The 11,523-nt window shown below is 43.0% G+C and carries 10 protein-coding genes; 4 read left to right on the top strand and 6 right to left on the bottom strand.

The features are described from left to right. Nucleotides 1-336: 336 nt before the first annotated feature. The gene (locus tag PSE7429_RS23825; protein WP_009628566.1) at nt 337-1,545 is read left to right on the top strand and encodes a pentapeptide repeat-containing protein; all 1,209 of its coding nucleotides are present in this window, start codon (nt 337-339) and stop codon (nt 1,543-1,545) included. A gap of 164 nt (nt 1,546-1,709) precedes the next feature. Here PSE7429_RS23825 and era read toward each other — a convergent pair whose 3' ends face one another. After that, the gene (gene era, locus PSE7429_RS17195; protein ID WP_009628565.1) at nt 1,710-2,615 is read right to left on the bottom strand and encodes a GTPase Era; all 906 of its coding nucleotides are present in this window, start codon (nt 2,613-2,615) and stop codon (nt 1,710-1,712) included. 315 nt (nt 2,616-2,930) lie between these two features. On the opposite strand from era, the gene PSE7429_RS17190 reads away from it, so the two are divergent. Further along, a complete protein-coding gene (locus tag PSE7429_RS17190; RefSeq protein WP_009628564.1) occupies nt 2,931-4,532 on the top strand; it encodes a SpoIID/LytB domain-containing protein in 1,602 nt (533 codons plus the stop codon). Nucleotides 4,533-4,688: 156 nt separating this feature from the next. On the opposite strand, the gene PSE7429_RS17185 is transcribed toward PSE7429_RS17190, so the two are convergent. The 4 genes from PSE7429_RS17185 to PSE7429_RS17175 form a co-directional block, all read right to left on the bottom strand. Continuing rightward, on the bottom strand, nt 4,689-5,546 hold the full coding sequence (locus PSE7429_RS17185; protein WP_009628563.1) for a class I SAM-dependent methyltransferase: 858 nt from the start codon (nt 5,544-5,546) through the stop codon (nt 4,689-4,691). A gap of 557 nt (nt 5,547-6,103) precedes the next feature. Beyond that, entirely contained in the window at nt 6,104-6,220 is a 117-nt protein-coding gene (locus PSE7429_RS24605) for a Photosystem I reaction center subunit IX (protein WP_071590168.1), read from the bottom strand. A gap of 121 nt (nt 6,221-6,341) precedes the next feature. Then, entirely contained in the window at nt 6,342-6,917 is a 576-nt protein-coding gene (locus tag PSE7429_RS17180; RefSeq protein WP_009628562.1) for a photosystem I reaction center protein PsaF subunit III, read from the bottom strand. A gap of 255 nt (nt 6,918-7,172) precedes the next feature. Beyond that, nucleotides 7,173-8,240, bottom strand: coding sequence for an LCP family protein (locus tag PSE7429_RS17175; protein WP_233424381.1), 1,068 nt, complete (start codon nt 8,238-8,240; stop codon nt 7,173-7,175). A 60-nt stretch (nt 8,241-8,300) separates the two neighbouring features. Here PSE7429_RS17175 and PSE7429_RS17170 point away from each other — a divergent pair, with 60 nt between their 5' ends. After that, a complete protein-coding gene (locus PSE7429_RS17170; RefSeq protein ID WP_009628560.1) occupies nt 8,301-9,257 on the top strand; it encodes a sugar phosphate nucleotidyltransferase in 957 nt (318 codons plus the stop codon). A 300-nt stretch (nt 9,258-9,557) separates the two neighbouring features. Here PSE7429_RS17170 and PSE7429_RS17165 read toward each other — a convergent pair whose 3' ends face one another. Next, nucleotides 9,558-11,147, bottom strand: a complete 1,590-nt coding sequence (locus tag PSE7429_RS17165) for a mechanosensitive ion channel (protein WP_009628559.1) — start codon at nt 11,145-11,147, stop codon at nt 9,558-9,560. A 240-nt stretch (nt 11,148-11,387) separates the two neighbouring features. Between PSE7429_RS17165 and PSE7429_RS24600 the strand changes: the two genes are divergently transcribed. After that, a partial coding sequence (locus PSE7429_RS24600; protein ID WP_148285836.1) for a helix-turn-helix domain-containing protein occupies nt 11,388-11,523 on the top strand: 136 nt, incomplete at its 3' end.

The raw sequence follows: 11,523 nt of genomic DNA, 5'->3' as shown, positions 1-11,523 counted from the left end.
TTGCGAAGCAACGCTTTCAAAAATTTCCTTGGTTTGGGTTTGAGCGCAAAGCGCTGTAAGAAATGGCTACGCCATTTCTTAACTTGGTATAACGTGAGTTCAGGATAATTTGAAACGGATTTTGAGAAAGGGTTTGCTACGCAAACCCTTTCTCAAAACCCCAAAGTAAAAGCCTTGCGTAGCAAGGCTTTTATTTTGGGGTTTGAAAATTTGCCAGCTTAACCCGAACTGACATTATTTCTAAATATTTCTAAATATTTAGAAAGATATAGAAATATTTAAAAATAATATTTCTATATAATATTTCTATATCTTTCGAGAAAAGAGACTTAGCATATGTCTATTTTTAGAGGATTTCTAAAGGATAATTTAGCCAAGCACCAATTATGGCTAGAGAGTCACGGAACGAAGGGACAAAGATTTAGCATGGCAGGGGCTAACCTGAGGAGAGCAGATCTTCATGGGGTAAACCTTCACAAAGCAAATCTCAGCGGCACAAATCTGAGTGAAATCAATCTCAGCGGTGCAAATCTGAGTGAGGCAACCTTATTTGGGGCAAAGCTAAGGGGAGCAAACCTCAACTCGGCAAATCTAAGCAACGCATCTCTAAGTGGTACAGAACTTCAGGATGCTTCTCTCCAAAATGCCATTTTGATTGAGACGCTCCTCTGTGAAGCAGATCTGACGGGGGCAAACCTCTGCAACGCTAATTTGCACAAGGCTAACCTCAGCCCAGCTATTCCAGAGTTTGTCAAAGCAAAAAATATTCAGTCAATCCTCACTGGCCTTCACGTTCCTTTTATTAACGTCAATCAAACCAATCTCAAAGCTGTAAATCTTAGTGGAGCCGATCTCAGTGAAGCTAATCTAGATTTTGCAAATCTTTTTGAAGCTAATCTCAGTGATGCGAATCTAAGTAAGTCAAAACTATTTAACGCTAACCTCTCTCACGCCAACCTCACTAGTGCCAATCTTAATGGCGCAGATCTATTTCGATCGCAAGCCCTCAGCACCAATTTTAGTTCGGCAAATCTAAGTAATGCCTGTATTGAAGGCTGGACGATCGATCGCCATACTCGCTTTGATGGGGTAATTTGCGATGCAATCTATTTAAGGCATGTGCTTAGAAGTCTGCCAGATTTTATCCTTAGAAAATATTGCGATCGCCGTCCCTTTAATCCGAAAGCAGCATTTGCTCAAGGCGACTTTGTGAAATTGCTTGGCAAAGAAAATGTGACCCTAGAATTGGAGAATCACGGTTCGGAATTTCTCCAAGAGCAAATTCTGATGGAGGAGTTAGAACAAATTTTTGAGCAATTGTCCGAGCAATATTCACTGCGCTATGCCGAGTCCTCAGTTAGCGATCTTCAGACCATTCTCAAACTAGAGATCCGCTATCATACTAAGGATAATTTTGCTTTTAGAGAACGCTTGGTCGATGCGCTTACGTCGCGGAGTCAGGCTTTGCAGGAACGCCTCCAAAACAATCTCTTTGTAAATGTATCTCCTCAAGAAATGGAAAACTTCCTGTATAGCAATGCTTGATTTATACCAAGTTAAGAAATGGCTACGCCATTTCTTAACTATAGCTATAGTCACTTAAGTCAGGAAATCAAACCCAATAGAGAGTGGCGGCGCGAAGCGCCGCCACTCTCTATTGGGTTAAAAAATGATTGATGGCGCGAAGCGCCACCAATCATCTTTTTTACCTATTCTACGCGGTAGCCAAGATCGGATAGTTGAAATCGAGACGATCGCCATTTAGGTTGAACTTTGACAAAGATTTCTAAGTGCACTGAACCCATAATCAGTTTTTGCATTTGTTCTCTTGCCTTTGTGCCAATCTCCTTCAGCATCTGTCCCTTCTTCCCAATTAAAATTCCTTTTTGGGAATCTCTTTCCACATGGACGGTTGCCATAACTCTTGTAATTTTGGGTTGCTCGTCCACTAGATCGATACTTACGGCAACAGAATGGGGAATTTCTTCGCGCGTGAGTAAGAGAATCTGTTCGCGAATTAACTCACCCATAATGAAACGTTCTGGTTGGTCGGTAACGAGATCGGGAGGGTAATAGTAAGGACCAAGGGGCAGGCGATCGCACATCATGGTTTGTAAAGCTTCTAAACCTTCGCCCGTAACCGATGAGAACTTCGCAACTTGCCAGCCATTTTCGGCAGCAAAGCTTTCATAACTGCTAACCGTATCGATACTTTCATCTAAGCGATCGATTTTATTAATGCCGAGAATCGTAGGCCCTCGACTCTGCAAGATGGTATCGGCAACAAAGCGATCGCCTGTTCCCATGCGATCGCTACCATCGACAACTAAAACGGTGGTATCAACGGAAGAGATTGCGCCGATCGCATTTTTGACGATTGTCTGACCGAGTAAATGATGGGGCTTATGGATTCCAGGGGTATCGACAAGAACGATCTGGGCTTCGGCTAAGGTTAAAATCCCACGTAGGCGATTACGAGTAGTTTGGGCTACGGGCGAAGTGATCGCAATTTTTTGACCAATGAGGGCATTGAGCAAGGTGGACTTGCCGACATTAGGTCGTCCCACCAAAGCCACAAAGCCCGACTTAAAACCTTCACCCGATTCTGGAATCATAATTATTTGCGATATTATTTGCGATCGCTGTATTGAGATAGGCAACAATTATACCCTGTCATCTCTAAGGGGGAGGGCGATGCTTTGCGCCGCCTCTCTCTGGGGTAAGGATGGGCGGCGCTTCGCGCCGCCCATCCTTACCTATTTAGCACTACCATTTATTCCTAGATTGTGTGTAATACCAATTCACAAAAGTGTGACAACACTTTTGTGAATTAAAAACTAAACCTAGTAAGGGTTTTCAATTTAAGAAATGGCTACGCCATTTCTTAAATTGGTATAAAATGGCTAAGTTTCTGACATTTTGGGCTTGATATGCTAAAAACTCTCGGTATTATTCGCCAAACTGTAATTGTGACCCTTTGTTCGTTTACGTTAACTGCTGGCGAGCTAGTACAAGCTCAATCTGAATCAGACCCCATACTTAAAATAGGGATCGTACAGCGCTTTGGGGAAAGACCTCAGGATCGCCTTACCATCAAAGCCCCATCGGGTAGCACCCTCACCCTCTCCTTCCCTTCAGCGGATGGTAAAAGTACGCAAACCATCAAGAGCGATCGCCTAGTTATTGAAGTCGCATCACAGCAATTAACTCAACCAATTCTCGATGAGAAGCTAGTTCTAAGTAACCACCGCAGCTTTGAGAATGCCACAGCAAGTGCTTTTCATTGGAATCAAAAGGGGCTTCAAACCGAAATTGCGCAGCCGAGACGCTGGCAAGTTTGGGCAAAGCGCGATTTGTATGACTCGATGTTATTGCGCTATTTGGCTTTTTATACCCTGCGATCGCAGGGCAATTTCACGGTTCAGCTCGATCGACGCATTCTGCCACAAAAAGAGATCGCTTCATTTATCGTGGGTGATTTTCGCTACAATCGCGATCGCATTGATATTAGTAGCAGTTCGGGACTGGTGGAAGTCAGCTACCAAAAGGAGAATAAAGCCGAAATTAGTAATCGCCCCTATGCTGGCACTTTAAGATTACAACCCAACGCCCACCAGAGTTTTACCCTCATTAACAACGTTCCCTTAGAAACCTACGTACGTGGAGTCGTGCCCCATGAAATTGGCTATAACGCTCCCTATGCAGCCGTCCAAGCCCAAGCAATTCTGGCGAGAACCTATGCATTAGCAAGTTTGCAACGCTTTAAAGCCGATGACTATCAACTTTGTGCCGATACTCAGTGCCAAGTTTATCGAGGCTTAGAGAACACGACTGAAGTTGCCGATCGAGCGGTAGCGGATACCAGAAGTTTGGTATTAACCTATAACAATCGTGTGATCGATGCCCTCTACTCTTCTACGACGGGAGGCATTACTGCCAACTACAACGATCTGTGGGATGGAACGGCTCGCCCCTACCTACAATCAGTGCTAGATCTTCCTAATCGTCCTGAAAATCAGCGATCGGCAGATATTTCCGATGACAAAAACTTAAAAGCTTTCCTTGATCGGCAAGAAGGTTTTAATGAGGTGGGTTGGCGCACACTACGATGGAGCAAAAGTGGCTCTCTCGAAGAATTACAAATATCTTTGAAAAAGTTTCTGCGTTTTTCGGGAGACAACATCACGACCTTTAATGTTATTAAACAATTGCGCGTATCGAAGCGATCGCCTTCTGGACGTGTTCTGGAAATGGAAGTCACTACAGATAATGGCAAAATTACGGTCAAAAAAGATGAGATCATTGACGCTTTCGATCCCCCTGACAGTACATTCTTTCGCCTAGAACCCATTTATCAAAATAATGTATTGACTGGCTATAGATTTATCGGCGGTGGTTTAGGACATGGCGTAGGCATGAGCCAAACAGGTTCCTACAATTTAGCGCGGTTGGGATGGTCGAGCGATCGCATCTTGAACTTCTATTACACCAATACGCAATTACAAAAATTACGCCCAGAACATTATCAGTAAAAAATCAGTAAACAGGATAGGCGAGCCTACTCCCTTCCTAGTGAAGAATTAGCGTTGCGGCGCTTCGCGCCGCAACGCTAATTCTTGGTTTTGTATGTCTATTTCTTTAGTGGGAAGGGAGTATCCTTTCCTGTTTACTAATTTTTTACTTTTGAATTAACGAGTTGCTAGGAAATATATAGAGGCACTTTCGACGGGATTCAGATCGTAGTCGAGAAAAATCACGCTACTAAAGCCGATTCTAGTCAATAAAATCCTCAATTCTTCGGGCGTATAATATCGAATTCGCATCATCGTTAAATCGGCATAGGAACGTTCTGACTGAACTTTCCAAGTTCCATCCATCCAAGCGTCAAGCTCGGCAGGACGAGTTAGATCGGGAAATTGAATGAAGGCTTTACCACCTGGTTTCAAAATACGATAGAACTCGTGGAAAAAAGTAACAGCATGAACTTTCTCAATATGTTGGATACATTCAATGGAATAAACAAAGGTGAGTGAGCTATCAGTGATCGGTTTCAGATCTAGTCCCGAAACTTGAACGTAGGTAACATTTTTAACATTACGGTTTAATTCCTCCGCAACCCTAACGATCGCTTTACTGACATCAACGCCGATCGCTCGTTTACAAAAACCAGCCACCGCACCCACAATCAATCCATGTCCGCAACCAAACTCTAGTACTTCATCCTCACTATTGACCAATTTCGCAATCACATTATTGGCAATATCAGCGCGAGAAGTCCTTAAAGTGTCAAGGCGCTCTTCATATTCTCCTGGCAAAAAATAAAGCTTGTTGGTCGGATAGAGGTAATGGGGAGAGCTAGTTAAAAACTTTTTGGTCAGAAAGGCACGGGTCGAGTTACCACCTACTCTCCAAAGTAAATCGATCAAACCATTCCATCGCAGATAGTCGTAGTTGGCTTGTTCAGTTTTTAGCGGTCTGAAAATGAGGTTATATAAATTAAGAAATAATTTAATAGAACGTAATTTCTTGATATCAGCTAACTGCATTTTTCAGTTCCCTCAATACTGTAGGTGTTTTTAATTTTCAAAAAACAGATTGCTAGATTTTTAGCACCGATGGCGCTAAAAATCTAGCAATTTGTTTTTTGAATATCTTTTTGTTATTTGATATATGAGTAGCTAGGCGCAATTAAATATAAATCCCAAAACCTGTAGCGCACACTGTGCGTGCGCTACAGGTTTTGATTCTGGGTTTTAATTATGCCCAACTACTTAGATATATAACAACGTAATACCGAGTTAAGAAAGGGCTACGCCCTTTCTTAACTTGAAAACCCTTATGAGGTTTAGTTTTTAATTTACAAAAGTGTTGTCACACTTTCGTAAATTGGTATAAAGCCCTAAATATGAGTGGCGGCGCTTAGCGCCGCCACTCATATTTAGGGCTTTTGATTTGTCCTAGCTATCTCATAATATTGCTATATAACTGGGATGGCTATATATAAAGATGGTCAACGCATTGCGTTGACCATCTTTATATATTTTTTATCTATGCCCTGAATACACTTGTAACAAGATGCAAATATAAATTCAGGAAAATGAATTTAGAAAGGGAAGGTGAGGGTGTCTGGGAATAAGCGGTTAGCTTCGATCAATACACCAGCAGTGATGGTCATCCATACCGCAGCTAATACAGGAGCAGATGATAAGAAACCTTTCAATGGAGTTCTCCTTATAAATAATTTTGAGGACTCTCCACAGTATGACAATACTCTGGAGAATTTAGTATAGATAAATTTTTAAAAGCTTAACTTAGTAAAACTCTTAAAATTTATTTGCGGTCTAGCGAGGTGATACGGTAACTTCGTTTTCAGGAGCTACTAGTTCGCCAGTACCAAATTCCTTGAGAGCCGCAAGAGGCCATGCAAAGCCTGTCAACATGAACTTAACAGCAAGAGGAAGATCGATGAGGATTTCCTTTTGAGCTGCGGTTGCAGAATCCTTACGGATAGCGATGAGGTAAGCACGACCAACCCAGCCAATCCAGCCAGCGATGTACAGGAATAGCAAAGCAGGAATTGTGAATTCACCAGCGCGATCCCAACGACCATCGCTGATCAAGTGAGGCAGCCCTTCTTCACCGCAAAGTAAACCAGCATTGGCATACTTAGCAAAGCGAGCTTCGGTTTGGGCAATTTTGCCCTTGAGATATTCAGCAGGACCGCTACCAGCCTTGAATTTAGCTAGACGTGCGGTGTAGCCATCAACTTCTGCTTGCAAGCGCTCTTGGTAAGCTGAAGAAGTTGCACAAGGTGTCAAGGCATTGAAGGAGAATTCTGCATAGGCGGCAGGGGTTGAGGCAAGGCTAAAGCCAAACCACAGGCTAATAACGAGAATGAGAGCAAAAAGTCTTTTCATGGACTGACCTTAATTTACCTTTGTTAAGATAGGCAAAAATAACGAGATTTTAGTTTGAGAACTTAGCCTCAGATCCTATATCAGCGATCGCGCCTTGGTAAAGCAATCTTCACAACCTGTAAAGTAAGTTATTAATTCGGGGGCTTTTAGCGTTCAGCTAAGTAGTTCGGCATAATTAAAAACCAAAACCAGAGAGCATACCGCCCGCGTAGCGGGCGGTATGCTCTTCTAGGTTTTAAGTTTACTTATGCCTAGCTACTTAGTTTTGAATTTACCCGCGATCGCCATCTCCACATCATCAGAGTTCACAATCCAATAACTATAGCGAAACTCATTGGGTTCGCTGGGTCTGCCCTTTAAACTGTTAGCTTTAATGCGATCGGGTTTAACCGTAAGACTAAAAGTGGAAATCGCCATCATCTCGTCAAAACTGAGATTTGAGTCCACATGCTTCTTCATGATGTTAATCAGGTCGGGCAGATGCATAACGATCGAAGGATGAGCGATTTTGGCTTTCAGTGCTTTCAACACGATCTGCTGCCGTTGAATCCTGCCAAGGTCTCCATCTTCATCATGCCGAAATCTGGCATAACCCTCAGCCTGCTCGCCGTTGAGAGTTTGTAACCCTGGATAGAGATTAATGTTCAACTTTTGAGTTTTATCGACATACTTCATCCGCTTAGGGACATTGACTTCAATTCCACCAAGGGCATCGACTAGAGCCGATAGCCCAGAGGTATCTAACCTGACATAGCGATCGATTTCAACGTCATTGAGCTTTTCAGAAACGATCTCTTGGGCAAGCGCTGCCCCACCGTAAACATTAGCGGCATTGATTTTCGTCACACCATACCCTGGAATCGGCACCTGCGTATCGCGAGGAATTGACAGAATATCCACCGAACGGGTGTCTGGATCAAACCGAATCAGTAACATGCTATCACTTCGACCGTTAAAGGATTCAGGCGAACCAAGGGGTGCTTCTAGAACGCGATCCACTCCCAAGACCAAAATTTGATAGGGACGTTCTAATTTGCGCCCTAAGCTCTCCATTAACACCTCTTCAGGCTTTCTTCCAGACAATAAACCGCCCCAATCTATGGCATTGATCGGAATAACCCGCCCCAGTAAAGTCCCCGCACCGATGGATAGTAATAAAGACAGGGAAAACCCAATTTTAGCGAAGGGTATGCGTTTTTGCTTATTTTTGGGCACGGCTGGCTTTGAGATTTGCTTTGATTCTGAGGAGTTAACTGGCAAATCAGCACGATTGGTGGGATCGGCTGACCGAATTTTGGATGCGGTAATCGGTCTATTGCTCACACACCACTCCGTACTTCTATAATGCTCAACAAACAACATATACCGCAAGTCAACAACTCTATGCAAGCTGTAATTATTGCTGGTGGGAAAGGAACGCGCCTCAGACCCTTGACCTATGGCTGTCCTAAGCCGATGCTACCTCTGATCGATCGCCCTTTTTTAGAATGGATGGTTAATCGTTGTCGTGAAGCTAATGTGTGCGACATTTTGCTCAACGTGCAGTATCAAGCGCGACAAGTCATCGATTATTTTGGTGATGGCGATCGCTTTGGAGTCAAAATCCGCTATATCGAAGAGTCAACTCCCCTCGATACCGCAGGGGCAATTAAGCTTGCAGAGCCATATTTCACGGGGGAATCATTGATTGTATTCAATGCTGATGTCCTCACTAATTTAGACTTACTAGCCCTCATAAAGTTTCACCAAGAAACTTCAGCCGATGCAACTCTAACCTTAACGAGAGTTCCCGATATCACTCCTTTTGGTTTAGTAGAAATTAACGCGCAAAATCAAGTCCAAGCCTTTCGCGAAAAACCCAATGCCGACCAAGCGTTAAAATTTCTCGCCCAAGGCATTAATACCATTAATGCGGGAACCTACGTTTTAGAACCAAAGATTTTTGATAGTTATCCCGTAGGAGAGCCCTTAAGCTTTGAACGGAAAGTCTTCCCTAATGTCCTAGAAAATGGATTGAAGATGATGGGATTTGTTTGGGATGGATATTGGATGGATATGGGAACTCCAGAAAAGTATTACCAAGCACAAGTGGATGTTTTACAAGAGAATGTTCCCTTTGATTTTGGCGATCGCGTCGAGCAAGTCCATGAGGGAATTTGGGTCGCTAAAACTGCCAAGGTAGATGAGGGAGCTATTTTAGAGGCTCCTTGCTATATTGGCGAATATGCTTCCATTGGGAAGGATGCGCGTATTCCATCCCAAACCTTAATCGGGGCAAATTCTTTAGTTAATAAAGCGATCGCATCTGGAATATACAGTGCTGGCTCTATGTTTGTTTAGATCTGTTTAGATTTATTGAGATCTATTGGTATCTACAGCTGCCGTTAACTGGATCAGGACATAAGTACTTGCGCAAAATAAATTGCCAAAACCCGTAAAGTTGCGCCCTTACGGGGCACAACTTTACGGGTTTTGATTTGTAACTCCAAAAGAGGGTTGCCGCGCGGAGCGCGGCAACCCTCTTTTGGAGTTTAATTTTGTCCTAACAAGACTTATAGAAAATCGTCTCTAAGGGATTCCAAGCCATAAAAAGAGATTCTCTTAGCGAATCTCTTTATTGCTATAAGACTTATATAACTCTTAATCGTTACGCTTAAAAGAATCTAGCCATTCACGTAACTGTTGTGAAGCAATATCTTTACCGCCGAGTCCAAAGGCAACTGCGATCGCTACAGCAATCGAACCAGTCAATAAACCAAAGGCAAGATCGACAATATTACTAGCTATACCCATCTGTTTCAGAGCCATCGCGGTAATCAGCGCCACTATCGAAATCCGCGCAGCATGACCGAGGATTCTTGATTGTCTTCCACCAGTACTAGAAATTAAGTTAAAGGCAAGATTGGCAAGGTATAGCCCGATCGCAAAAATAACGACACCGCTTAGCACTTGCCCTGCCACTAGCAATACTCCAAATACAATTCGCGTAAGTGCATTAATCTGCAAAACATCGGTGGCAGTAGCGATCGCCACTAACATGATCGCCAAGAATATGATGATGCCAACGATTTGCGAAGGAGTTTGGGAAGGGAGCGAGGCTGGGGCAGTGGTCGGTTCACGATCTTCAGCGATCGCTGTATCGACGGGTGAAGACGAAGCGATCGCAGGAAATCCCAACCATTGCAAAATATTGTTAAAACCTAAGCCTGTGAGAATTCCCGAAATAATATCTCTGGCAAATTGTCCGAGGAAATAGGCAACCGTAAGAATTACACTCGCCACAAAGACTTGAGGTAAGAAGCGCAAAACTTGATCGAGCATTGCCGTCGCTGGGCGAGAAATCGCGCCAACTTCTAACGCCTCTAAGGTTGAGATCGCCGTGGGGATTAGAATTAATACATAGATAAAGTTCCCAACTACTTGCGAAAGCGTATACTCCGTTTGATTGGGAGTCCAGCGTTGCAGAAAGCGATCCGCTCCACTAGTAGCTAACAGGTTAGTAACAATTCGTTTCACAGCTTGAGCAATTAACCAACCAATCCCACCAATCATTGCTGCTTTCAGGATTTTGGGAAGAGCGCTTAAAATCTGATTAACTAGATTTTGTAAAGGCTGAAGTGCTTGCACTAAGCCTAACGTGTCAAGCACTAGGGGTAAAAACAGTAACAGAATGAACCAATATAGTGCAGAAGATAACGTCTCACTCAGAGGCATTGCCTCTGTGGTAGAGTCCCCAACGCTCTCATTGACTTTATTATCGATCTGAGCCGATCGCAAAAAGCGGGCGACGATCGCTTTACAAATAGTAGCCAAAACCCATGCAATCCCAGCCAAAATCGCTGCTCCACCAAGTTTTGGCAAAAACGCGGCAATTTGAGCCAGCAAACTATTTAGGGGAGTTGCGACAGCATCTAATCGGAGATATTGAAAAAATCCGACTAAAGTAAAAAGAATAATAATCCAAAAAACTGTAGTGCCTGCCCATTTTTCAATTGGCAAGCTATTACTACGAGAACCTGTTAACCAATTCGCCAGTTTATTATCAATATCTGTACGTTTTAGTAAACCTTCGGTCATGGAAGAGAAAAATATCGCAATTACCCAACCACCAACTAAAATGGCGATCGCAAAAACCAGTTGAAATACTAATCCATCGGGCTTGAGTAAATCCTCAATGCCAGAACTTTTTGCCGTTGTTTGAGCCAACAGGAAATAAGTAAAGTCTCGCATATTGCACCTTTAACTTAACAATTAAGGAATTATCCTCTCCCGTATATTAAGTGCATTTATATACAAAAAATAGCAATTAATAGTTAAGCTTTAACTAAAGCCTCAAGAATATAGCTCTAGCTCAATACATCCCCAATTTTTAAAGTTTTGTTATCGGAAAACTGGGTTAAAAAACCCGTGCTTCTAGCACGGCTTTATATTAAATTAGATACCTTACACAATAAATGCTATAATGTAAACATGACTCAAAGAGCTTTCAAGTACCAATTCTATCCAACTGCTGAGCAAGAAACTTTGCTTAGAAGAACGATGGGTTGCGCTCGATTAGTCTATAACCGTGCCTTAGCCGCAAGGACAGAAGCATGGTATGAACGTC

The organism is Pseudanabaena biceps PCC 7429 (assembly GCF_000332215.1).
Lineage (GTDB): Bacteria > Cyanobacteriota > Cyanobacteriia > Pseudanabaenales > Pseudanabaenaceae > Pseudanabaena > Pseudanabaena biceps.
The sequence above is the reverse complement of the archived record's forward strand: the minus strand, read 5'-3'. Positions and strand labels throughout refer to the sequence as shown.

Coding starts and splice junctions, on each gene's coding strand:
- PSE7429_RS17170 (WP_009628560.1), top strand. CDS start 8,301: ATGCAAGCTGTAATTATTGCTGGTGGGAAAGGAACGCGCCTCAGACCC.
- PSE7429_RS17165 (WP_009628559.1), bottom strand. CDS start 11,147: ATGCGAGACTTTACTTATTTCCTGTTGGCTCAAACAACGGCAAAAAGT.
- PSE7429_RS17180 (WP_009628562.1), bottom strand. CDS start 6,917: ATGAAAAGACTTTTTGCTCTCATTCTCGTTATTAGCCTGTGGTTTGGC.
- PSE7429_RS17185 (WP_009628563.1), bottom strand. CDS start 5,546: ATGCAGTTAGCTGATATCAAGAAATTACGTTCTATTAAATTATTTCTT.
- PSE7429_RS17190 (WP_009628564.1), top strand. CDS start 2,931: ATGCTAAAAACTCTCGGTATTATTCGCCAAACTGTAATTGTGACCCTT.
- era (WP_009628565.1), bottom strand. CDS start 2,615: ATGATTCCAGAATCGGGTGAAGGTTTTAAGTCGGGCTTTGTGGCTTTG.
- PSE7429_RS23825 (WP_009628566.1), top strand. CDS start 337: ATGTCTATTTTTAGAGGATTTCTAAAGGATAATTTAGCCAAGCACCAA.